The organism is Hoeflea sp. Naph1 (assembly GCF_046837775.1).
In the GTDB taxonomy this organism is placed as follows: domain Bacteria; phylum Pseudomonadota; class Alphaproteobacteria; order Rhizobiales; family Rhizobiaceae; genus Hoeflea.
Genome location: NZ_CP177286.1, coordinates 2,812,202 through 2,835,567 on the forward strand (window position 1 = coordinate 2,812,202; position 23,366 = coordinate 2,835,567).

Annotated in this window: 20 protein-coding genes and 1 pseudogene; 9 read left to right on the top strand and 12 right to left on the bottom strand. The window is 60.3% G+C overall.

Features of this window, described 5'->3' with window-relative positions; genetic code table 11:
• Nucleotides 1–44: 44 nt before the first annotated feature.
• A complete protein-coding gene (locus tag ACK6D9_RS13470; protein ID WP_412048900.1) occupies nucleotides 45–1,433 on the top strand; it encodes an aspartate aminotransferase family protein in 1,389 nt (462 codons plus the stop codon).
• 102 nt (nucleotides 1,434–1,535) lie between these two features.
• Nucleotides 1,536–2,654 (top strand): acyltransferase family protein, encoded by a 1,119-nt coding sequence (locus ACK6D9_RS13475; protein WP_412048901.1) that lies wholly within the window; start codon nucleotides 1,536–1,538, stop codon nucleotides 2,652–2,654.
• A gap of 82 nt (nucleotides 2,655–2,736) precedes the next feature.
• On the opposite strand, the gene ACK6D9_RS13480 is transcribed toward ACK6D9_RS13475, so the two are convergent.
• From ACK6D9_RS13480 to ACK6D9_RS13515, 8 genes and pseudogenes are all read right to left on the bottom strand, one after another.
• Entirely contained in the window at nucleotides 2,737–3,807 is a 1,071-nt protein-coding gene (locus tag ACK6D9_RS13480) for a BMP family ABC transporter substrate-binding protein (RefSeq protein ID WP_322990643.1), read from the bottom strand.
• 79 nt (nucleotides 3,808–3,886) lie between these two features.
• Nucleotides 3,887–4,807, bottom strand: a complete 921-nt coding sequence (locus ACK6D9_RS13485; protein ID WP_412048902.1) for an ABC transporter permease — start codon at nucleotides 4,805–4,807, stop codon at nucleotides 3,887–3,889.
• Entirely contained in the window at nucleotides 4,807–5,901 is a 1,095-nt protein-coding gene (locus ACK6D9_RS13490) for an ABC transporter permease (protein WP_322990641.1), read from the bottom strand. The genes ACK6D9_RS13485 and ACK6D9_RS13490 overlap by 1 nt, the downstream gene beginning before the upstream one ends.
• A complete protein-coding gene (locus tag ACK6D9_RS13495; protein WP_412048903.1) occupies nucleotides 5,891–7,582 on the bottom strand; it encodes an ABC transporter ATP-binding protein in 1,692 nt (563 codons plus the stop codon). Before ACK6D9_RS13495 ends, ACK6D9_RS13490 begins: the two co-directional genes overlap by 11 nt.
• Nucleotides 7,583–7,770: 188 nt before the next feature.
• A pseudogene (locus ACK6D9_RS13500) lies at nucleotides 7,771–8,745 on the bottom strand (quinone oxidoreductase family protein).
• A 39-nt stretch (nucleotides 8,746–8,784) separates the two neighbouring features.
• Complete coding sequence (pcsA, locus tag ACK6D9_RS13505) at nucleotides 8,785–9,522, bottom strand: phosphatidylcholine synthase (protein WP_322989762.1); 738 nt, start codon at nucleotides 9,520–9,522, stop codon at nucleotides 8,785–8,787.
• 36 nt (nucleotides 9,523–9,558) lie between these two features.
• A complete protein-coding gene (locus ACK6D9_RS13510; protein WP_322989761.1) occupies nucleotides 9,559–10,176 on the bottom strand; it encodes a DUF1326 domain-containing protein in 618 nt (205 codons plus the stop codon).
• Between the two features lie 15 nt (nucleotides 10,177–10,191).
• The gene (locus tag ACK6D9_RS13515) at nucleotides 10,192–11,124 is read right to left on the bottom strand and encodes a DUF2182 domain-containing protein (protein WP_412048904.1); all 933 of its coding nucleotides are present in this window, start codon (nucleotides 11,122–11,124) and stop codon (nucleotides 10,192–10,194) included.
• Nucleotides 11,125–11,219: 95 nt separating this feature from the next.
• Here ACK6D9_RS13515 and ACK6D9_RS13520 point away from each other — a divergent pair, with 95 nt between their 5' ends.
• The gene (locus ACK6D9_RS13520) at nucleotides 11,220–12,434 is read left to right on the top strand and encodes a UbiH/UbiF family hydroxylase (protein ID WP_412048905.1); all 1,215 of its coding nucleotides are present in this window, start codon (nucleotides 11,220–11,222) and stop codon (nucleotides 12,432–12,434) included.
• On the opposite strand, the gene ACK6D9_RS13525 is transcribed toward ACK6D9_RS13520, so the two are convergent.
• Nucleotides 12,408–13,373, bottom strand: a complete 966-nt coding sequence (locus ACK6D9_RS13525; RefSeq protein ID WP_322989758.1) for an AEC family transporter — start codon at nucleotides 13,371–13,373, stop codon at nucleotides 12,408–12,410. The two genes, ACK6D9_RS13520 and ACK6D9_RS13525, sit on opposite strands and share 27 nt — an antisense overlap.
• Before the next feature lie 150 nt (nucleotides 13,374–13,523).
• Here ACK6D9_RS13525 and hspQ point away from each other — a divergent pair, with 150 nt between their 5' ends.
• Nucleotides 13,524–13,853 carry a heat shock protein HspQ gene (hspQ, locus tag ACK6D9_RS13530; RefSeq protein WP_412048906.1) on the top strand — a complete coding sequence of 110 codons (330 nt, stop codon included), beginning with the start codon at nucleotides 13,524–13,526 and terminating at the stop codon, nucleotides 13,851–13,853.
• Between the two features lie 191 nt (nucleotides 13,854–14,044).
• On the opposite strand, the gene ACK6D9_RS13535 is transcribed toward hspQ, so the two are convergent.
• Nucleotides 14,045–14,653 carry an invasion associated locus B family protein gene (locus ACK6D9_RS13535; RefSeq protein WP_412048907.1) on the bottom strand — a complete coding sequence of 203 codons (609 nt, stop codon included), beginning with the start codon at nucleotides 14,651–14,653 and terminating at the stop codon, nucleotides 14,045–14,047.
• 298 nt (nucleotides 14,654–14,951) lie between these two features.
• Here ACK6D9_RS13535 and ACK6D9_RS13540 point away from each other — a divergent pair, with 298 nt between their 5' ends.
• The 5 genes from ACK6D9_RS13540 to ACK6D9_RS13560 all read left to right on the top strand — a co-directional run bounded on the left by ACK6D9_RS13540 (nucleotide 14,952) and on the right by ACK6D9_RS13560 (nucleotide 19,289).
• On the top strand, nucleotides 14,952–16,775 hold the full coding sequence (locus tag ACK6D9_RS13540; protein ID WP_412051811.1) for an extracellular solute-binding protein: 1,824 nt from the start codon (nucleotides 14,952–14,954) through the stop codon (nucleotides 16,773–16,775).
• 18 nt (nucleotides 16,776–16,793) lie between these two features.
• Complete coding sequence (locus ACK6D9_RS13545) at nucleotides 16,794–17,528, top strand: DsbA family oxidoreductase (RefSeq protein ID WP_322989754.1); 735 nt, start codon at nucleotides 16,794–16,796, stop codon at nucleotides 17,526–17,528.
• A gap of 611 nt (nucleotides 17,529–18,139) precedes the next feature.
• Nucleotides 18,140–18,442 carry a hypothetical protein gene (locus tag ACK6D9_RS13550; protein ID WP_412048908.1) on the top strand — a complete coding sequence of 101 codons (303 nt, stop codon included), beginning with the start codon at nucleotides 18,140–18,142 and terminating at the stop codon, nucleotides 18,440–18,442.
• Between the two features lie 110 nt (nucleotides 18,443–18,552).
• Entirely contained in the window at nucleotides 18,553–18,873 is a 321-nt protein-coding gene (locus ACK6D9_RS13555) for a hypothetical protein (protein WP_412048909.1), read from the top strand.
• A gap of 116 nt (nucleotides 18,874–18,989) precedes the next feature.
• Nucleotides 18,990–19,289: a hypothetical protein gene (locus tag ACK6D9_RS13560; RefSeq protein ID WP_412048910.1), complete on the top strand. Its 300-nt coding sequence runs from the start codon at nucleotides 18,990–18,992 to the stop codon at nucleotides 19,287–19,289.
• Nucleotides 19,290–19,523: 234 nt separating this feature from the next.
• On the opposite strand, the gene mfd is transcribed toward ACK6D9_RS13560, so the two are convergent.
• Nucleotides 19,524–23,030 carry a transcription-repair coupling factor gene (gene mfd, locus ACK6D9_RS13565; RefSeq protein WP_412048911.1) on the bottom strand — a complete coding sequence of 1,169 codons (3,507 nt, stop codon included), beginning with the start codon at nucleotides 23,028–23,030 and terminating at the stop codon, nucleotides 19,524–19,526.
• Complete coding sequence (locus ACK6D9_RS13570) at nucleotides 23,027–23,350, bottom strand: succinate dehydrogenase assembly factor 2 (protein ID WP_412048912.1); 324 nt, start codon at nucleotides 23,348–23,350, stop codon at nucleotides 23,027–23,029. The genes mfd and ACK6D9_RS13570 overlap by 4 nt, the downstream gene beginning before the upstream one ends.
• Between the last annotated feature and the right edge of the window lie 16 nt (nucleotides 23,351–23,366).

Genomic DNA, 23,366 nt, shown 5'->3' on the forward strand with positions numbered 1-23,366 from the left:
CAAATTGCGATCGAGCCTCGCACAAACCAATCAGGAACAAAATAATGCGCGCTAATGTCTCATCTCATGATCTCAAGGTTCTGGACCACAAGCATCATCTCCACCCCTTTACCGATCATGGCGCGCTGGGCATAGACGAGCGCCGGGTGATCACCCGCGCCGACGGCGTCTGGATCTGGGACACGGACGGCAACCGCATGCTCGACGGCATGGCCGGGCTGTGGTGCGTCAATGTCGGCCATGGCCGACAGGAGATCGTCGAAGCGGTTCGCGCGCAGATGAGCGAGCTTTCCTATTACAACACCTTTTTCAAGACCACACATCCGCCCGTTATCGAACTGTCGCGGATGCTGGCGGAACTGGCGCCCGAGCACATGAACATGGTGTTTTACGGCAGCGGCGGTTCCGATGCCAATGACACCATTTTCCGGCTCGTCCGGGTTTACTGGGATTTGATGGGCAAGCCATCCAAGAAAACCATCATCTCCCGTCACAATGCCTATCACGGTTCCACCGTCGCCGGCGCCTCGCTCGGCGGCATGGGCGGCATGCACGGTCAGGGTGACTTGCCGATTCCGGGCATCCATCACATTGCCCAGCCCTACTGGTTTGGCGAAGGCATGCAGACCAGCATGAGCGAGGATGAATTCGGCATCTGGGCCGCACGCGAACTCGAACGCGCCATCGACGAAATCGGTGAAGACAATATCGGTGCATTTATCGCCGAGCCAATCCAGGGCGCCGGCGGCGTCATCATACCGCCGGCCACCTACTGGCCCGAAGTCAACCGGATTCTGAGCGAGCGCGACATCTTGTTCATTTCCGACGAGGTGATTTGCGGATTTGGCCGGACCGGTGAATGGTTTGGCGCCGATACTTACGACACCAAGCCCGACATGATGGCCATCGCCAAGGGAATGACCTCGGGCTATCTGCCGATGGGCGGCGTCATCGTCTCCGACCGGGTGGCCGAAGTGCTGCACGAAAAGGGTGGCGAGTTCTATCACGGCTACACCTATTCCGGTCACCCGGCGGCTTGCGCAGCAGCGATAGCCAATCTGACCATCATGAAACGCGAGAAGCTGGTCGATCGCGTCCGTGACCAGATCGGCCCCTATTTCCAGGAGCGCTGGCTAGCGCTTGCCGACCACCCACTGGTTGGCGAAGCACGGATGAAAGGCCTGGTCGGCGCGCTCGAGCTGATCCCCGACAAGAACGATCTGAGCAAGCGTTTTGGCAATGTTGGCGCTGCTGGCACGATTGCCCGCGACCATTCCTTTGACAACGGCCTGGTGATGCGCGCGGTGCGCGACAGCCTGATCATCTCGCCGCCGCTGACGATCAGCGAGGAAGAAACCGATGAATTCATCGCCCGCGCCAGCAAATCGCTCGATGATGCGGCGGCCTCGATTTCCGCCAAGGGGATCATCTGACCCGGGCACCGTTTAACCTTTACGCTTAAGCTTAACGCCGGGTTATCAGATCCGGCGTTTCCATTTGCGCTATGATTTGCCGATCCTTTGGAGGAGATCGGGGTGCGTAAATTCCCACCATCCGTCGACCAGACGAATGCACAAGGCCGTAGAAACGGGCTACTTGACCTGTTGCGCTTTGCTGCCGCCCTCATGGTGGTGCTCTATCATTTTCTCTATCGCGGCGCGATTGATGGGGGGTATCTCGAGCAGTCCTATGGCGCGGCGGGCGACGCCATTTCGCTGGGCTATCTCGGCGTCAATCTGTTTTTCATGATCTCGGGCTACGTCATCATCTGGTCGGCATCCGGCCGCGATTGGTACGGATTTTCGCTCAGCCGGCTGGCCCGGCTCTATCCCGCGCATCTGGTTGCCATGACGATTACCGCCATCACGATGGCGATGTGGGCGACGCCGCCGCTGACCACCAGTTTTGCGCAATGGCTGGCAAACCTGACCATGCTGGCGCCGTTGTTCGGCCAGAACTTCATGGATGGGGCTTACTGGTCGATTGTCATCGAATTGCTGTTTTACGCCTGGGTGATGATCGGTCTGTTTACCGGGGTATTGCCACGCCATACCGATCTGGCGCTGGCGGTCTGGTTGAGCCTGGTTGTCGCCAACAACCTGTTTATCGGCTCTCGCCCGTTCGAATTGCTGTTCCTCACCGAATATGGTGCCTATTTCGCCTTTGGCGCGCTGGTCTGGCGGATGACGTCACACGGCCCGAGCACTTTTCGGCTGTTCCTTGCCGGCTTGGCGTTGGTGATGACGCTTCATACGGCGGAAGTGCAGCGGTACGATGTCATCCTGCGGCTGGATGAAGCCAGTTCAGCTACCGCCACAGCCTCGGCAAATCTCGGCATTATCGCCCTGTTTCTGCTGGCTGCGATTCTCGGCGGGCGCTTCAAGGCAGGTCCCTGGATGCTCGCTCTGGGCGGCATCAGCTACCCGCTCTACCTGATCCATCAGAACGCCGGCTACATCCTGATAAACCTGACTGCTCCCGGCCTTGGCAAATGGGCGGCGCTGACGCTGGCAATCGGGCTGTCATTGGCGGTGAGCTGGTGGATCTATGCCTGCATCGAGCCAGGCGGCCGCAGCATCATCCGCGCCCTGTTCACACCAGCCGCACGATATCTGCCAAGAACCACGGCGTGCGTTTCAGTTCCGGCGGAATAATAAAATCATAAATTACCCCGGAACGAGAAGGGGCGGCCCTTGCGGCCGCCCCTGATTTTTGTTTGTGGCTTTGAGAGGTTGCTTATTGCGGCAGCTTGTCGTCAACGCCTTCGACGTAGAAGTTCATGCCAAGCAGCGTGCCATCGTCAGAGACTTCGCCATCCTTGAGCCAGACGGTTCCGTCCTGCTTGTTGATCGGGCCGGTGAACGGATGGATGGAGCCATCCTTGATGCCGGCTTCGGTGGCTTCCGCCATCGCCTTCACATCGTCAGGCATGTTGGTGTATTCCGCCATCGTGAGAATGCCGTCCTTGAGGCCGTCCCAGGAAGATTCGCCACCCTTCCAGGTGCCGTCCATCGCCGCAGCGATCTGCTTTTCGTAGTAGGGACCCCAGGTATCTTCGATGGCAGTCAACTGCGCGGTCGGACCGGCCTTGATCTGGTCGAAGGCCTGACCGAACGCCTTGATGCCGCGTTCTTCGGCAACCTGCATCGGGCCGGTCGAGTCGGTGTGCTGGGTGATGATGTCGACGCCCTGGTCGATCAGTGCCTTGGCAGCATCGGCTTCCTTGCCGGCGTCAAACCAGCTGTTGACCCACACAACCTTGAGCTTGAAATCGGGATTGACCGAACGGGCGCCGGTGAGGAACCCGTTGATGCCCATGACCACTTCCGGGATCGGGAACGAAGCGATGTAGCCGGCAACGCCGGTCTTCGACATCTTGCCGGCAATCTGGCCGATGATGTAGCGGCCTTCATAGAAGCGCGCATTGTAGGTGGTCACGTTCGGTGCGGTCTTGTAGCCAGTGGCGTGTTCGAATTTCACGTCCGGGAACTTGGCGGCAATTGCCAGGGTCTGGTCCATGAAGCCAAAGGATGTGGTGAAGATGATGCCGCAGCCGGAACGGGCGAAGCGTTCGATGGCGCGCTCGGCATCCGGACCTTCCGGAACATTTTCCAGCGCCACCATTTCGACCTTGTCGCCAAGCTTTTCCTGGGCGTATTGGCGGCCGATTTCATGTGCCTGGGTCCATCCACCATCGGTCTTTGAACCGACATAGATGAAGCAGGCCTTGTAGGGGTCGGCAGCCAGCGCGCTTGTCGCGGCTGTCGCTGCAAATGTTGCAGCCAGTGCAAAAACGATTTTCTTCATTTAGTCCACCTCTCTGTTGCTCCTCCGGCTTGGCCGGATGGAATTTGAATTTTGTGGTTGGTGCGCGAATCGATCAGGACTACCGGTCCGGCACAAAGGGTCTGCCCAGCGAAGCCGGAGTGTTCATCAGTGTCAAGCGCCGGTCGCGTGAAATGATCACCAGCACGACGATGGTCGCGACATAAGGCAAGGCCGACAGGAATTGCGACGGAATACCGAAGCCGAGCGCCTGGGCATGCAATTGACCGATCGATACGGCACCAAACAGATAGGCGCCGCCCAGAACCCGCCATGGCCGCCAGGACGCAAACACCACCAGCGCCAGCGCGATCCAGCCACGTCCCGCCGTCATGTTCTCCACCCATTGCGGGGTGTAGACCAGTGAAAGATGCGCACCTGCCAGGCCGGCGCAGGCGCCGCCAAACATCACCGCCAGATAACGGATCTTGAGCACATTGATGCCAAGCGCGTGGGCCGAGGCATGATTGTCGCCAACGGCGCGCAAGGTCAGCCCGGCCCGCGTTCGGAACAAGAACCAGGCAACGCCGCCGGTCAGGATCAGCGAGATGTAGAAGATCGGATCCTGCCCGAAGACCAGCCGTCCGATCAAGGGAATGTCGGTCAGAACCGGGATGTGAAGGCTGCCAAGCTTGACGCCCGCCGAGCCGACGAAACTTTCGCCGATCATCCCTGACAATCCGAGGCCGAGCAGCGTCAGCGACAAGCCGGTGGCAACCTGATTGGCGGCCAGCGACAATGTCAGTACGCCGAATGCCAACGAAAAGACCGCGCCGGCAGCAACAGCTGCGAGCATGCCGATCCAAGGCGATCCACTCAGCGCCGTGGCAGCGAAGCCGCAGACAGCGCCGATCACCATCATGCCCTCAACACCCAGGTTGAGCACGCCGGAGCGCTCGACCACCAGTTCACCGATGGCGGCAATCAGCAACGGCGTGGCTGCCGTCATGATCGTCAACAGTATGTTTTGAGTAATGTCCATCAGGCCTGGCCTCCGGCTGCCGCTGTGGCTTTGCGCCACACCAGCCGCACCTGGTAATGAATGAGCGTGTCGCAACCGAGCACGAAGAAAAGCAGCAGCCCCTGGAACACGCGCCCGACCTTGTCGGAGACGCCAAGTGTCATCTGTGCCGCCTCACCGCCAAGGTAAGTCAGTGCCAGCATGAAGCCCGCTGCAATGGCCCCCAGTGGATTGAGGCGTCCAAGAAAGGCGACGATGATTGCTGTAAAGCCATAACCGGGCGAGATCGTCTCGCGCAACTGGCCGATGGCGCCGGAAACTTCGGCAATGCCGGCAAGCCCCGCCAGCCCGCCCGAGAGCAGGAACGCGAAGAAGGTCATCCTTTTCTGCGAAAATCCAGCAAAGCGCCCTGCCCTCGGATTGGCGCCAAGCACCCGGACCTCGAAGCCATTGAGTGTGTAGCGCAGCATGAACCAGGCGATGAAGGCTGCTATGATGGCAAGCACGATGCCATAATGCGCGCCGCCTGCCGATGGCATGATCTCGGGCAACTCCGCAGCCGCCGGAAACCGGACGGAGCCTGGGAAGTTGTTGCCGTTGGGATCCCTCAGAACGCCGCGCGCCAGCCAGTCGAGAAACAGCTGTGCGGTGTAGACCAGCATCAGGCTGGTAAGGATCTCGTTGGTGTTGAAGCGGGTCTTCAGATAGGCCGGAATTGCACCCCATGCAGCACCGCCTGCCATGCCGAGCAACAGCATCAGCGGCAAGGTCAGCCAGGTTTGGAACCCGGGCATCAGGATCGGCACCAGCGAGCCGGCAATGCCGCCCATGATGAACTGCCCTTCGGCACCGATATTCCAGTTGTTGGAGCGGTAGCAGACCGACAGACCGACAGCGATCAAGATCAGCGGTGCGGCCTTGATTGTCAGTTCGTGCAGTGACCAGATCTCGGTCAGTGGCTCTATGAAAAAGCTATAGAGCGCGTCAAACGGGTTCTTGCCCAGCGCCATGAACAGGATGGCGCCGGCGACCAGCGTCAGGCCAAGAGCGATGAAGGGTGACAGCACGGCGAAAAGCCGTGAAGGCACTGGCCGTTTCTGCAATTCAATGTGCATGGCTCGCCTCCGGCGCGTTGTCTGTCCGGGCGGTTCCGTCGTGAAAGCCCCCCATCAACAATCCTATCCGTTCCCGCGTCATGTTCGCGGCCGGCTCGGGTTTTGAGAGCTGTCCCTCATTGATCACGGAGATGCTGCTGGCAATCTCGAATACTTCGTCGAGATCCTGGCTGATGACGATGACTGCCGACCCGCTCTTGGCCAGATCCACCAGCGCCTGTCGAATGCGGCTGGCGGCACCTGCGTCCACCCCCCAGGTCGGTTGATTGACCACTAACACCACCGGCTGGCGGTCAAGTTCGCGACCGACAATGAACTTCTGCAGATTGCCGCCCGACAGCGATCCGGCCGGAGGATCCTCGAGCGATTTTCGCACATCCATGGCGGCGGAGATCCGCTTGGTGGCGGTTGCCACCGGACCGTTGTTGATCAGCCCCAGCCAACCACCGCTGAGAAACGTCTGGCGGTCCGAGGCATAGCGCGACAGTACCAGGTTTCCACTCAGATTCATGTCTGGCACCGCGGCGTGACCATGGCGTTCTTCGGGTACAAACCCGCAGCCCATGAGCCGGCGCGCGGTAATGCCCATATGGCCCGCGGCCTTGCCCGCAATGCGGATCGAATTCGCATCCGAAACAGTTACCTCGCCCGAAAGCACATCGAACAGTTCGCTCTGTCCGTTGCCGGCGACACCGGCAATTGCAACCACTTCGCCAGCCCGGACGGTAAGATCAACATCACGCAACGCCACCGAGAACGGTGTCAGTGCAGGAGCTGAAAGTTTTTCAACCTCCACCAGCACATCGCCGGGTTCGCCGAGACCGGCGCCGGATATGGCGGCAACTTCGCCACCCACCATCATCCGCGCCAGCGAGGATGGGGTCTCCTGGCGCGGGTCGCAGGCGCCCGTCACCTTGCCGTGACGCAATACCGTGGCCCGATCGCAGATGCGTTGCACTTCCTCGAGCCGGTGACTGATATAAAGCACCGAGCGGCCCTCGGCTTTAAACTTGGCGAGTGTTTCGAACAACTTGTCCGCTTCCTGCGGGGTCAGCACCGAAGTCGGTTCGTCAAGGATGATCAGTTCGGGGTTCTGCAGCAGCGAGCGCACGATTTCGATCCGCTGGCGTTCACCAACCGAAAGGTCGGCGACGTGGGCTGAAGGATCGAGCGGCAAGCCGTATTCGACCGACAACCGCCGCGCTTCCTCGGAAATCTTGTCGATCGGCACATTGCCATCTAGCGCCAGCGCGATGTTCTCCGCCACAGTCAGCGCCTCAAACAACGAAAAATGCTGAAACACCATGCCCACACCTGTGGCGCGCGCTTCACCCGGGCTGCCGATCCGCACCGGCTTGCCTTTCCACAAGATCTCTCCGCCGCTGGGGTCGAGCACCCCGAACAGCATTTTCACGAGAGTCGATTTGCCCGCGCCGTTTTCTCCCAGCAGCGCATGCACCTCTCCCGGTGCGATCTTGAGATCGATGCTGTCGCAAGCCCTCAGGCTTCCGAAAATCTTGGTCAGCCCCCTGGTTTCCAACAGCGGCGTATTGCTCGTTTGATTTTGCACGTCACCCCCTGAAATCTGCACTTGCCAGTTTCGCCGTATGCGGCGCTCCTCCCGTAAGTGCGAAAACACGCTCCACCATATGATCCGCAAATTCAAGGGATCGGTGGGCATCCGACGGGCGACGCGAACCGCTATCAAACGAAATATTTGTGCGCCGCACAAGAGCAGCACGATCTAAAATACTGAATATTTTCAATGTGCGGGAATTTCCGATCTTCCGAAAAAGGTAATGGCCGCTGTTGCTTTTCAACTTTCCCCTACGAGTGTTTCAAACCAGGAGCCGATGAATTCCGTGCGATTCAGAGTGTCAGAACAGTGGTGCCGGTGGTCTTGCGGGCTTCGAGATCGGCATGGGCGCGGGCTGCCTCGGCAAGCGGATAGCGCTGATTGATGCCTATCTTGACGACACCGCGCGAGACAACGTCAAACAAAGACTGTGCCGACGTTTCCAGATCTGCGCGGCTGGCGGTGTAGGTAAACACCGACGGGCGGGTGGCAAACAGCGAACCCTTCTTTGCCAGGATACCTAAATCGATAGGACCGATCGGACCTGACGATTGCCCGAAGCTCACCCACAAGCCGCGTGGCCGCAGGCAATCGAGCGAACCGGGAAAGGTATCCTTGCCCACCGAATCTTAAACCACATCGGCGCCCTTGCCGCCGGTGATCTCCTTGACCCGGCCAACAAAATCCTCTGTGCGGTAGTTGATTACATGATCATAGCCGTTGGCCGAAGCCAGCGCCGCCTTCTCCGACGAGCCGACGGTGCCGATCACGGTGGCGCCAAGCGCCTTGGCCCATTGACCGGCAATCAGGCCGACACCGCCGGCGGCGGCGTGAAACAGGATCGTGCCGCCAGCTTTGACCTCGAAGGTGCGCCGAAGCAAATATTCCGCCGTCATGCCCTTGAGCATCATGCCGGCTGCGACATCAAACGCGATGCTGTCGGGAATTTTGACCAGACGATCGGCAACGATCACCCGTTCTTCGGCATAGGCGCCGAGCGGCCCGACATAGGCGACCCGGTCGCCTTGCTGCAATGTCGAAATACCCTCGCCCACGGCGGTGATGACGCCGGCCGCTTCATTGCCCGGCACCAGCGGCAGGCCGTTGGGCGCGGGATAGAGCCCGGTGCGAAAATAGACATCGATGAAATTGAGCCCTACCGCCTCATGCGTGATCCGGACCTCGCCCGGACCGGGGTCGCCGACCGGATGGTCGCGCCATTCGAGAACCTCGGGACCGCCAACACTGGACACCACGATTGCCTTCATTGCACCATTCTCCTCAGTACTCACCGGCGCCGGACATGCTCAGGCTGGTGGACGTCCGCCAAGTGCGGGAAACAACTGCATGATCCCGCCGATTACAAACAAATAGGCGCTCATCAGCATGACCGACCACATCAGCCAGTCCGGGCTTTCGAAGTGCAGCAGCAATGCATAACCCGAGAACACCGACCAGACGGCAAAAATGGTCAGGTTGACGGGTCTCAACCGCGCCACCCTGACCGGATGCAGAAAGTTGATCGGCAAAAATGTCATGATCACCGCCACCAGAACGATCAGGAACGCCACTGTTTCGGAGGCATTGATGACAAACAGCGTGAACACCAGCATGTTCCAGACCACCGGAAATCCGGAGAAGAAATTCTCGTCGGTTTTCATGCCCATATCGGCGTAGTAGATCGCGCTCGACATGACGATCAGCCCGGCAGCGACAAACGAGAGCGGTTCGCCGATCATGCCGCTTTGATACAGCGCGAACGCTGGAATCAGCACATAGGTGACATAGTCGATGACGTTGTCGAGCATGACGCCTGACCAGTTCGGCAGCACTTCCTTGACCTTGAGCTTGCGGGCGATCGGCCCGTCGATGCCGTCAATCAGCAGCGCAACGCCCAGCCACCACCACAGATCGATGAATCGCCCCTCTGCAGCCGCCACCAGCGCCAGAAACGCCATGAACGAACCGCTGGCGGTCAGGATGTGAACCGAGAATGCGCGAATCTCCGCATAAGGCACACGGCGGTATTTGAATGGAAGTTTCATGCCGCCTACGCCCCCCTCGACCAGCGACCGGAAGCCCTAATTGGGGCCACTCCAGTTGAGTGCGCAGATTTCTGCCGAACGCCCGGCAAAATTCCAGTTACGGCCAAAGGCGCGCATCTTCGAGCGCTCCGACTTGGCAACGGTGATTTCCGGCGCAATCCAGTATTCGGAATTGGAGATCACCGTATCTTCGCCGTGCTTTTTACCGGGAATCGGTGAGACCACGCCATCGATGATCTTCGGAATCTTGAAGATTCGCTTCTTGTCCTCGACCTCGTAGCTGATCGGAGCCTGCTGAACACCCAGGAAATTGCTGACAAGGATCGACAGCAGCCCGGTCGTGCCGCCAGCCTTGCCGGTGAAAATCTTCGTCAGCGCCTTGGTTGCATAAATCGACGCGCGCTTGTCGACAAACAGGCCTGCGGTCCAGTTGCCTCTACTCATGTAACCCGGAATCTCCATGATCAGGCCGAGATTGAGCCCGGAAAGATCGGTGTCGCCATAATAGCCGTTATCGACGCGGAAGCCGGCCCAGGTCTGGCAATAGCCTTCGGTCGGGGGATGTTGCCCCAGCGATATCACGCAGGGACAAAAAACGGTGCAATTGCATGACAGCACCAGTTCTCCCTTCAGGGCCCATTCCACATCAGCCATTCATAGTTCCCCGCATCAGTTCACCGCGCTCCAAATCAGCGCCACGCCCCAAAGCCCCACTATCGCGCCACCAAGTCGACTTGTCACCCGACCCGTTCCGGTTTTTTCGACGAATGTAAACAGTGTCAGTGCCGCCATCCAGACCACGTTCATGCTGCCCACAGCAAGCATGATCAGCATCATGGCCCAGCAGCAGCCGAGGCACCAGAGGCCCTGCTCCATGCCCAGCCGGAAGACGCCGGTGGTGCTCGACTGCCAGCGCGCAAACAGCGTGGTGAACGGATTGCGGCATTTGCTCAGGCAGGCTTGCTTGAGCGGTGTGAACTGGTAGACGCCGGCGCCAAGCAGGATTACTCCCGCCACGACGCCCTCGACCGGCCTGGTCGTGCCGGTGCCGGCAAACGACGCAACCAGCATCTGGACGAAGGCGAACACGATTGCTGCAAGGCTCCAGACAAAAAGGTAGCCCGCGGCCAGAACCAGCGGATGAACGACAGCATCGCCGCGCGCGGCGGCGGTGTCAGCGATTTCGGCATAGGTGCGAATCATCGGTGCCGCAGTCGGCAGCATCATCGCCGCCGCCATCGCGGTCCACATTACAACAAGCGCCAGATAGACCCCAATCTCCCCGCCACCGGAAAGCAGCGCACCGGAATCGGCTGACAGACACAGATCAGCGATTCTGGCCGCAAACGAGCTCGAATCAATTGGAAGAAACCGGGCAATCAACGCCATTCCTGGCCCGAGCGGGCGCGCAGAGCCTTCGAACCCGGCGACGGCGCCAGCCATCGACAGCAATAGCCACCAGGCAATCGCCGCGGTAACAAGCACCATGGCAAATACCAGCCACACAGGCTTTCTGCTCAGCGTAGCGATGGTCTGGCCGGACCGGTCGAGATGGTCGAACCGGCCTTCGAGCGGGTCGCGGTTGCTGGACGGCGTGAACATGCGCCAAATGATCCCATGGAGTTCGATTGCCAGGAGATGTAAGGGAACATGCACCGCAAGCGCAATCGGCAATAATGGTCCGAAGGGTAAAACATATGCAGCTACAGCATGATATCGCCGTCGTTGGCGGCGGCCTGGCCGGATCAGTCGCAGCATTGGCTGCAGCCGCCAAGGGATGGCAGGTGGCTTTCATTGCGCCGCCGCCGGCTCTGCAGGATCAGCGCACGACCGCCTTGCTGTCGGAATCGATCGACCTGCTGTCGGACCTGGGTATCTGGGAAAGTGTCCAGCCGGTCTCTGCGCCGCTGCGCACGATGCGCATTCTTGATGGCACCACCAGGTTGTTGCGCGCACCGCCGGTGTCGTTTCAGGCTTCCGAGATCGATCTCGACGCCTTTGGCTACAACATCCCCAACAAACCATTATTCGAAACGCTGCAGGTTGCGATCGGGGAATCACCACTCATCTCGCGGTTTGAAAGTCCACTTGTGGGGGCCAGCCAATCCGATGCCGAAATCACGCTCACGCTTGCCGACGGCACCCGGATCGAGGCGTGTGCGGCACTTGCCGCCGATGGCCGCAATTCGACCCTGCGCGAGGCAGTCGGCATCAGGGTCAAGTCCTGGTCCTATCCGCAATCAGCGCTGGTGATGAACTTTACCCATCGCCTCGACCATGCCGACACCTCAACCGAATTTCACACCGAACGGGGCCCTTTTACTCAGGTTCCCCTACCCGGCCGGCGCTCCAGTCTGGTCTGGGCGGTCAAGCCCGAACAGGTCGACGAGATTCTGTCCTGGCCGCGCGAGCGCCTCAATACCGAGGTCGAGGCGCGGATGTTCTCCATTCTCGGGAAGGTCGAGGTTGAGGACAGCATTCAGGCCTGGCCGTTGTCGAGCCTGATCGCCGAGAAATTCGGCACCGGCAGAACCATGCTGGTCGGAGAGACGGGCCACGCCTTTCCGCCAATCGGCGCGCAAGGTCTCAATCTTGGACTGCGCGATATCATGCAGGCGATTGCAGCACTCGCGGAGGCCGGCGGTCCCGAACATGCAGCAAAGGCGGTAACAGCCTTTAACCGTCAGCGCAGGCTTGATGTCACCAGTCGCACGGCCGGTGTCGATCTCCTGAACCGGGCGTTGCTGAGTTCGTTCCTGCCAATGCAGGTGCTGCGCGCCGGCGGTCTGGCCGCACTTTCGGCAATTGGGCCGCTGAGACTTCTGGCAATGCGCCAGGGCATGACCCCGGGATGGCGCAAGAACGCCCGCACGCCGGACTCGGCGTCATCCGGGGAACAGGTCGGGCGGTAGCGTTCCGCTGGTGATCAACCATAACAGCGTCGAGACGGTGGCGACACTTGCCACGGTGGTGACCAGAACGGTAGCCGAGGCGCGTTCGACCCAGGTCGAATATTGCTGCGCGATCACGAACACATTGGTCGCGGTTGGCAGCGAGGCGAGCAGTACTGCGGTGTAGACCCAGACCGGCTCGAAATTGCCGACCGCGCTCAGGCCCACATACATCAGCACCGGATGCACGATCAGCTTCATCGGTACGATGAAACCCAGTTCCACCGGAACCCGCTTGAGTGGCCTTAGCGCCAGCGTCACGCCCATGGCAAACAGCGCGCAAGGGGCCGCGGCCTGGGCCAGGTAGTCGATCAGCCGGGCGACTGGCAGAGGCGGTGTGAATTGCAGCCAGGCCGCAGCCACCCCCACCGCGGTGGCAAGAATGAAGGGGTGAAAGGCAATCTTGTGCACAACCCCAAGCGCCAGTGCTCCCGGGCCGCGTTTGTCGCCGCCAGCCAGCGCCATCATCATCGGCGCGATGGTGAAATGCATGATGTTTTCAAAACAGAAGATCAGCGCCACCGGCACTGCGGCCTGTTCGCCAAAGGCCAGAATGGCGATGCCGGGTCCCATGTAGCCGATATTGCCATAAGCTCCGGCCAGCCCCTGAACGGTCGCTTCGCCGATCGCCGCGCGCCGGATCAGGATGCTGGCGGCGAAGACCAGCGCAAATATCGTATAGGTGGCCACCATGCTGGTCAGCACATAGTCCCAGCGGGCCAGCTGTTCGATCGGGGTGCGCGACAGCAATTTGAAGAACAGAGCCGGCAACGACACGTAAATGATGAAGGTGTTGAGCCACCCCATCGCCGCTTCAGGCTGTTTGGTAATGCGCGCGGTAATGTAGCCGAGCAGGATCAAGCCGAAGAAGGGCAGCACCAGACCTGTGATTTCCGCCATGAATTACGCTCGTGTTCGCCGGTTGAATGGTGCCGGGGTTTTGTCGGAGTGGCAGCCTCCCGGGCTAGGTTCCCTGCCCGGTCCCGTCAAGGCCGGAAACTTGATCTTTTCGTCAAATACCCCATCTTTAGAGGCCAAAGGAAAAAAGACATGTCGTTTAAACTTGCAAAATTCCAGATCGGTCAGGTCGTCAAGCACCGGATCTTCCCATTCCGCGGCGTCATTTTCGACGTCGATCCTGTCTTTGCCAACAGCGAGGAATGGTGGAATGCCATTCCCGAAAATGTGCGGCCGCGCAAGGATCAACCGTTCTATCATCTGCTGGCCGAAAACGAAGATACCGAATACGTGGCCTATGTATCGGAGCAAAACCTGCTCGACGATGACAATACCAAACCGCTGCGCCATCCCCATTTGGCGGATTTTTTCGACGCGCAGGTCGATGGCCTTTACCGGCCCAAGGAACGCATCAGCCACTAGGCAACATCGCGGTTGAATGGGTATCTGATGAGCAATCCGAACATGAGCAAGATTTAGGGGAGCCGGATTGGCCCCTTGCGTAGGTAGCACCGCAACCGGACCGGCCACGCCAGCTAATTTCAAAATGTGGGCATGAAAAAAGCCCGGAGGCGCTACCGCATCCGGGCTTGATCGTCGGGACCTTGCCGAAATCAGTTCTTTTTGGCGGCAGCCTGAGCTTCTTCGAGCTTCTTGCGCGCCTCGTCGGCCTTCTTGGTCATTTCTTCCTGCAGCAGACGCTGGCGTTCCTGAAGTTCCGACTGGGCGATCGGATCGCCGTCCCAGGCCTGGGTAAAGCCTTCCAGAGAGATCTTCAGCGGGTTCGGCGTGCGCTGATAGTTGACCGAAGTCAGAACCAGTTCGCCACCCTTCTTGTAGGAAGCAACCATGGCGTCGGTCAGCAGGATTTCTGCAACGCAGGTTTCCGGCATGCAGATCGCGTATTCGACGCGCTGGGCCTGGCCGCCATCCACCTGCAGATTGACGCCCGGTTGAATCAGGCGTGCGGTCGGAACCGTAATTTGAAGGATCTTGCGATTGACCTTGCCTGTCACATTGATCAGGCCGATAGCGGTAAGCAGTTGGCCGGAGGGGGCTGTGACAATGTTCTGCACAACGCACACATCATTGTCTTCCTGCTTGGTGCAGGTCTTGTACCAACCCTGGTTCGCGCCCTGCGCCGATGCGGGGGCCGGCATGAACGCGGCGGCGATGCCGACTGACATGACGGCTGCAAAAACGGTCTTCGTGGTGGCGTTCATTGACATCCAAGTCTCCTGAAACACGCCCGGTGGGCGCCAATCGGTTTGCGCGGTTTCCCGCGTCCTAGTGCGTTGGTCGCGCCTTCTCGATTGAAAATGAGGCGACAGCAAGGCTCTCTCGGCTTCCTGTTAACGCGGGATGCTCACAATATCCAGTCCGAGAGCCCGATGAACGGTAAAAAAACCGCCGCAATGGTCCCATAAGGTGGTCGGGTTCCTGGCTGACGTATAGTCTCGCAACGGGAATCGACCCCTAAAGCCCACCGATTCAATCCTGGAAGGATAGACGATGAACCGAATGCTGGCAGCCTTTTGTGTACTGGCCGCAAGCGTCATTGCTGCGTCCGGTTTGGTGACGCACGCGCGCGCCGAACCGGTGCATGCCATCGCCATGCATGGCGAGCCGGCCCTGCCGGCCGATTTTTCGCACCTGCCCTATGTCAATCCGGACGCCCCCAAGGGTGGACGCATAGCCTATGGTGTCGTCGGCAGTTTCGACAGCGTCCGTCCCTTCATCGTCAGAAGCATGCGCACCAGCGCCCGCGGCGTGGTCGATCCCGAATACGGCAATCTGATTTATGAAACGCTGATGCAGCGCTCGCAGGACGAACCCTTCACGCTCTATGGCCTGCTCGCCGAATCGGTGGAATGGGACGATCAACGCAGCTTCATCCAGTACAATCTCAATCCGCTCGCGCGCTGGTCTGACGGCAAGCCGGTAACCGCCGACGACGTGATCTTCACCATGGAATTGCTGCGCGACAAGGGTCGCCCGCCTTACAGCACCCGGCTCAACCGGGTTGCCAAGATGGAGAAGATCTCGGATCTGTCGGTGCGCTTCACCTTCAACGAATCCTCCAATCGGGAATTCCCGCTGATTCTGTCGCTTTCGCCGGTGCTTCCCAAACATGCCACCGATGCCGAAAACTTCGACCAGTCGACACTGGAGCCGGGGATCGGCTCAGGCCCGTATCTGATCAGCGAGATCAAGCCCGGCGAGCGCATCACCTTTAGCCGCCGGCCGGATTACTGGGCCAAAGACCTTCCGATCAAGCGCGGGCTCGACAATTACGATGAGATCGTGGTCGAATATTTTCTCTCAGAGACTTCCCAGTTCGAAGCCTTCAAGAAGGGTGTGTTCGATGTCTACCCCGATGGCAGCGCCACCAACTGGAGCCGCGGCTATGATTTTCCGGCGGTTGAAAACGGTGACATCATTCGCGAGGAATATGACCGCCGCACACCCTCGGGCATGTATGGCTTCGTCTTCAACACCCGCCGCCCGATTTTTGCGGATGTACGGGTACGGCGCGCGCTGACCATGATGTTCGATTTCGAATGGGCCAATCGCAGCCTCTACGACAATACCTACAAGCGCACCCATTCGTTCTGGGACGGATCGGAGCTGTCAAGCTACGGCAAGCCTGCCGATGCGCGCGAGCGCGAAATCCTCAGCCCTTTCCCCGACGCTGTTTCCGCCGACATCATGGATGGCACCTGGACGCTGCCGGTCTCCGATGGATCCGGCCGTGACCGCAAGATCAGCCGCGCAGCGCTGACATTGCTTCAGGAGGCCGGCTACCGGATCGACAGTGGCCGGCTGGTGGACCCATCCGGCAAGCCGTTCAGCTTTGCGCTGATGACCCAGAACGAAGGACAGGAAAAGCTCGCTGTCGCCTATCAGCGTTCGCTGGCAGCGCTTGGCATCGAAATGGCAATCCGCACCGTCGACGACGCGCAGTATCAGCAACGCTCGCAAACCTTCGACTATGACATGATCATGAAGGCCTTCACCTCGTCGCTGTCGCCCGGCACCGAGCAACTCGGTCGCTGGGGGTCAGCTTCACGTGACCACGAAGGCTCGTTCAACTTCGCCGGTGTTGCCAGCCCGGCGGTTGACGCGGCCATTGATGCGCTGCTCAATGCCCGCACCGCCGAGGATTTCCGGTCCGCCGTGCGCGCCTATGACCGTGTGCTGCTGTCGGGTTATTACGTGATTCCGACATTCCATCTGGGCAAGGCCTGGATGGCGCACCGCAGCCGCATTGTCGGTCCGGAAGGTGATCCACCACTTTACGGCTACTATCTGCCTGCATGGTGGGATAGAACCGCCAATCCATAAACACCGCTTCCAGAATTCATGCCGCACAAAGCCGGCAAGAAAGGTATCCTGATGACCGTCCCCTCGTTGACCATCGACATCGTTTCCGATGTCATGTGCCCATGGTGCTACATCGGCAAGCGCCGGCTCGAAGCCGCCTTGCTGGATGTCAGCCAGGAAATGGACGTCGAAGTCCGCTGGCGGCCCTATCAGCTTGATCCGACCTTGCCGAAAGAAGGCAAGGACCGGCAGCAATATCTCGACGAAAAGTTTGGCGGCCCCGAGGGCGCCGATCAGGCCTATGCAGCGATACGCGCGGCTGGCGTCGACGAACAGATTCCGTTTGCCTTCGACAAGATTCCGGTTTCGGCCAACACGATTGACGCCCACCGGGTGATCCGTTGGGCCGGATCTGAGGGGTTGGCCGCCCAGGACAAGATGGTCGAAACCCTGTTCAAGGCCTATTTCGAAGAGGGCAAGAACATTGGCGACGACGCGGTGCTGGTGGAGGCTGCCCAACAAGTGGGGCTCGAACCGGCCGTCATCGAACGGCTTTTGTCAGGCGATGCCGACCGCGATGCGGTCAACGCCGAGATCGATCAGGCCCGACAGATGGGCGTGACCGGTGTTCCGTGCTTTATCATCGACATGAAATACGCGCTTGTCGGCGCCCAGCCGGCCGAGGCTCTGGCCGACGCGCTTCGCAAGGTCGTTATCGAAAAAGCCAAACAGGAAGCTGAGGCATCAGAGGCCCTTGACACGCCTGAGGGGTAAGTGCCCCCCGATGGCGGACAATGCCCGCCGGGCCGACAAAGCGCGGGCATTCTTTACTGGGGACAGCCCGCCAGCACCATACGCAGATGAATCCCGAGCCCCGGCAGCATTGTTTGCCGGGGCTTTTTGCTGGGTGGTGATCTGAGTGGCGGTGGCTGAGACGCTCACATCGATCACGAAAGCCATGCCCTAATCACGCACTGCGTGATCGGCCGTGACAATGAGGGGTGCCGGCCTTACGCCTCGGCAGTCGACACCAAAAACCGACAGTTATTTTTGAACCGTTCAGTCCCGATTTCGAGGCTTTTTCTGCTGTTTGGCGCGTCGATTGTGAACGCTCCGGGTCTCCTGCGGTTGACAATAGAGCCCCGATCACATCCGCAAACGCCATGCAACCTGTTGATCCTGCTTGGTTCTTTCTCGACCGCCCCTGCCCAACCAGCCTTCCAGTCACGTCAGACCCACGCCGTTGTCACGGCCATGTGGTTCGCAAGTCATCAGCACAAGCCTCATCTTCAGGTCATCGAACAACACGGCTTACCCAACGGGCCGCCCAAAAACCGGACAGACGGATACGGATTTCCGCTCTCCACCTCACAAGGATAACGACCATGAACAAGCTCATCATCGCCCTCGGCCTTACACTTGCTGCTTCCACTGGCGCCTTTGCCGCTTCCTCTGCCCTGGACGCCTATGATTTCCCCGCCGCTCAGGGCGACATCGCTTACGCTGTCGGCACCAACAACAACCTGGTCAGCTACGACCGTGCCGGCAATGACGGCTCGCCGAGCTTCACGGCTCCGGTTTCGGGCGGCGTCGACTACACCGCCACCGCTTCCATCGGCGGCGTGTCCAACGACCAGATCACCTATGACCGCGCCGGCAATGACGGTTCGCCGCGCTTTGCCAACTAACACTTGAGACCCGGATTGGCGGAACATTGGCTCCGCTGATCCTTTCCCCCGCAGACACCATCTTTACGCAGTCCTCCCAGGACGCGTTTCAAAATCAAAGGAATAAGACCATGAACAAGCTCATCATCGCCCTCGGCCTCACACTTGCTGCTTCCACCGGCGCCTTTGCCCAGTCCTCCGCTCTCGACGCCTATCACTTCCCCGAAGCCCAGACGACCGGCATTGACTACACGGCCACCGCTTCGACCGGCGCCGGCTCCAACGATCAGGTGGTCTACCACCGGGCCGGCAACGACGGCTCGCCGAGCTTCAAGGCTCAGGCCGCTACCGGCGTCGACTACACCGCAACCGCTTCGATTGGCGGCGTCTCCAATGACCAAGTCATCTATGACCGCGCCGGCAATGACGGTTCGCCGCATTTCGCCCGTTAAGGCCTGACGCCAACCACAACGGAACCATTGAGCGGCAGGGGCATTTCCTGCCGGCCTCCAAACCACACGGCTTGCGTCCCTGAGGGATGCGCCAATCAATCTGAAGGAATTTCATCATGAACAAGCTCATCATCGCTCTCGGCCTCACACTTGCTGCCTCCACCGGCGCCTTCGCCGCTTCGACCGCCATGGACGCCTATGACGTCCCGTCGGTTCAGGACCAGGTCAATTACGCTGTTGGCACCTCAAACGATCTGGTCAGCTATGACCGCGCCGATCAGGACGGCTCGCCGAGCTTCCAGGCTGCTGACGCTGGCGTCGATTACACCACCACCGCCTCAATTGGTGATGTCGCCAACGACCAGGTCCGTTACGACCGCGCCGGTAACGATGGTTCGCCGCACTTCACACGCTAAGACAAAAGCCTGACGGATGGCGCCGGTTTCCTCCCGACCGGCGTCATTCACTCGCCGACTGCCGCGGCATTGTCCGCGGTCATGATTACAGGCACTCCCTGCCCCGATCATTCTGAACTACCCTCAACCCCTAGCGACGCCCGACACCGAAATCCGTCCGATGACGGGCGCACCGCGCGAAACCCCGCTTGAAAAGGCGGGGTTTTTGCGTGTGTGGGGCTGGTGGATTGAAGCCTAGCCGGCAAGCTCTGCCAGATGGGTCATCACCACGGCCGCACCTGTCAGCCGCTTTTCGGGTGTCGGCAGATCACGGATGAACACCACGCTCTGGTCGGGCCTGATCTTGGCCAGATTGCCCTGCTTGGAAATGTGCTGCACCAGCGCGCCGGGGTTGGCGAATTCCTTGTTGCGGAACTGGACCACAACACCCTTCGGCCCCGCGTCAAGTTTTTCGACATTGGCCTTGCGGCACAGCGCCTTGATGAAGACGATCTTGAGCAGATGCTGGACCTCGAGCGGGAGCGGCCCGAACCGGTCGATCATCTCGGCGCCAAAACCGTCGATATCGGCTACATCGGTAATATCGCCCAGGCGCCGGTAGAGCCCCAACCGCAAATGCAGATCCGGCACGTACTCTTCCGGGATCATCACCGGGGTGCCGACGGTGATCTGCGGCGACCAGCCGATGTCGACATTGCCGTCCTCGCCGCGCACTTCGGCCACCGCCTCCTCCAGCATGTGCTGGTAGAGCTCGAAACCGACTTCCTTGATGTGCCCGGATTGCTCCTCGCCGAGCAGATTGCCGGCACCGCGAATATCAAGATCGTGGCTGGCGAGCTGGAAGCCGGCGCCCAGTGTGTCGAGCGATTGCAGTACTTTCAACCGCTTGTCGGCGGTTGCCGTCAGCATCTTGTTGACCGGCAGCGTGAACAGCGCAAATGCGCGCACCTTGGAGCGCCCGACCCGGCCGCGTAGCTGGTAGAGTTGTGCCAGTCCGAACATGTCGGCCCGGTGCACGATCAGCGTGTTGGCGGTCGGCACATCGAGGCCTGATTCAACGATCGTCGTCGACAAGAGCACATCATATTGCCCGTCATAAAACGCGTTCATGATGTCGTCGAGCTCGCCGGCAGCCATCTGCCCGTGGGCCACGGCAAACTTCAGTTCGGGGACATCAGAACGCAGGAAGGCTGCGACATCCTCGAGGTCCGCCAGGCGCGGACAGACATAAAAACTCTGCCCGCCACGATAGTGTTCGCGCATCAGCGTTTCGCGCACCGTGACCGGATCAAACGGCGAGATGAAGGTTCGTACCGCCATCCGGTCGACCGGCGGTGTGGTGATTAGCGAGAGCTCCCTCACCCCGGTCATTGCCAGCTGCAGGGTGCGCGGGATCGGTGTTGCCGACAGCGTCAGCACGTGCACGTCGCTTTTCAGCTCCTTCAGCCGCTCCTTGTGCTTGACCCCGAAGTGCTGCTCCTCATCGATGATCAGCAGCCCCAGATTGGCAAAGGTAACCGAGGATCCAAGCAGCGCGTGGGTGCCGACGACAATATCGGTCTTGCCCGACATCAGTTCCGCCTTGGTCAAAGCCAGTTCCTTGGCGCCGACCAGCCGCGAGGCCTGGGCGATGCGAACAGGGTAGCCGCGCAGGCGGTCGGTAAAGGTCTTGAAATGTTGCCGTGCCAACAGCGTGGTCGGCACCACCACCGCCACCTGAACCCCGTTCATGGCGGCGATGAAGGCCGCGCGCAACGCCACTTCGGTCTTGCCGAAGCCGACATCGCCGCAAATCAGCCTGTCCATCGGCTGGCCCGCAGCCAGATCGTCGCGCACCCGCTCGATCGCCGCCATCTGGTCCTCTGTCTCGTCATAGGGGAAGCGGGCCGAAAATTCGTCGTAAAGCCCCTCTGGTGTGGCAAGTGCGGGGGCCGCGCGCATGTGCCGCTCTGCGGCAATGCGGATCAGCCCCTCGGCCATGTCGAGCAACCGCTTTTTCAGCTTGGCCTTGCGTGACTGCCAGGCAAGGCCGCCCAGCCTGTCGAGCTGCACCTGGGCACTGTCGGATCCGTAGCGGGTCAACAACTCGATGTTTTCGACCGGCAGGAACAGTTTGGCGTCGCTGGCGTAATGCAGTTCTAGGCAGGCGTGCGGCGCCCCGGCCGCCTCAATCGTGCGCAAGCCGACGAACTGGCCGATGCCGTGTTCGGCATGCACCACGTAATCACCCTCGTCGAGCCCGGAGACTTCGGAGATGTAGTCGGCGCCACGGCGCTTGCGCTTGGCGCGCCGCACCAGCCGGTCGCCGAGCACATCCTGTTCACCGATGACGACGAGATCATCGATCTCGTAGCCGCCTTCGATGGCAAGCACGGCTGCTGCGGCTTCGCCGGGCTTGAGCCGGTTCAGTTCGGCATGGTTGTGGATCCGGACTACCCGCTTGAGCCCGTGCTCCTCAGTCACCTGCAGCAACCGGTCGAGCGAGCCTTCGGTCCAGGCGGTGATCAGGACCTTGTGTCCCTGCTCGCGTTTTTTGCCGACATGGTCGACCAGCTTGGCAAACAGGTTGACGCGCTCACCTTCGGGCGACTTGTCGGCTTCGGCGTCCTTGGCCCAGCGCGGGCCGGTGGCGGTGGCAAGTTCGATGACGCGGCGCGCCGCTGTCTCGGGTTCGTTGAATGGGGTGAGCCGTATGGAATTGAGCTGATCGAGCCGCGCCAGCAGATCGGGTGTGTCGAGATAGAGCTGGTCCGGTTCGATCGCCTTGTAGGGCGTCGCCTGCACGCCCCTGTCCTTTTCGATCGATTGCGCGGCAAGCCGTGCCTCGTAGTGATCGACGATCTGCGCCCGGCGCTCACTTGCGGCCTCGGCCAGCATATGGTCGCCCGATATCCGCAGTCCGGTGAGATAATCGAACACGGTTGCCATTTCGTCATGAAACAGCGGCAGCCAATGCTCCATGCCGGGATAACGCCGGCCTTCGGAGATCGCCACATAGAGCGCATCGTCACGGTTCGCGGCACCAAACTTGGCAAGATAATTGCGGCGAAACCGGCTGATGGTCTCGGGCTCCAGCGTCACCTCGCTCATGGCGTTGAGCGAGAATTCCTTGGCCGTTGTGGTGGTACGCTGCGAGGCCGGGTCGAAATGACGAATGCTTTCAAGCGTGTCGCCGAAGAAATCGAGCCGCACCGGTTCGTCGGCGCCGGGGACGAAGACATCGAGAATACCGCCGCGGACGGCAAATTCGCCAACCTCGCGGACCGTATCCATACGCTCGAACCCCTGTTGCGCCAGGCGTCCGGCGAGATCTTCCATTTTCAGCCTGTGGCCAGCCCGCGCCGACAGTCCCAGGCTTGAAACCACAGATTTGGGTGGCACCCGCTGCAACATCGCATTGACGGTAACCAGCACGATCGCCGGATGCGGCGCCTCGGCAAATTGCGCGAGCGCCGACAGCGCTGCCAGCCTGCGGGCCGAAACATCAGCGCCCGGCGACACCCGGTCATAGGGAAGGCAATCCCAACCCGGCAGCGTCAGCACCGGAATGTCGGGCGCGAAAAACGCCAGGTTCTGCTCGAGATCGGCCATCCGCTGGCCATCCGAGATGATATGCGCAAGCGGTCCGGCGGCGCGCGCAATCTCGGCCAGCGCCAGCGCTTCCATGCCTTGGCGTACACCCGACAGCGTGACCGGCGTCGCCGCGTTGGCGATCTTGTCAACCGGAATGAGTGATTTCATGATGCAGGCGCCTGCCCTTCGGAAGCGTCAACGCGCGGTCCGAAATCCGGCACATAGGCGCGCATACGCTCAAACAGCGGTAGCCGGAACTGCTCCGGCGTCTCCGCTTCGCCAGTCACCCATTTCAGGATGTCGGCGTCTTCTTCGGCCATGATCAGTTCCAACTGGTCAAGTTCGGTCTTGTCCAGCGTACCAATCTCAGCGTCCGCGAAGCCGCCGATGACCAGATCCATTTCACGGATACCGCGGCGCCATGCCCGCACCAGGATGCGGCGACGTCTTGGATCAAGGTCGGCGCTCGAACGTGTTGTTCCGGTCATGGATCAGCCTTTTTTG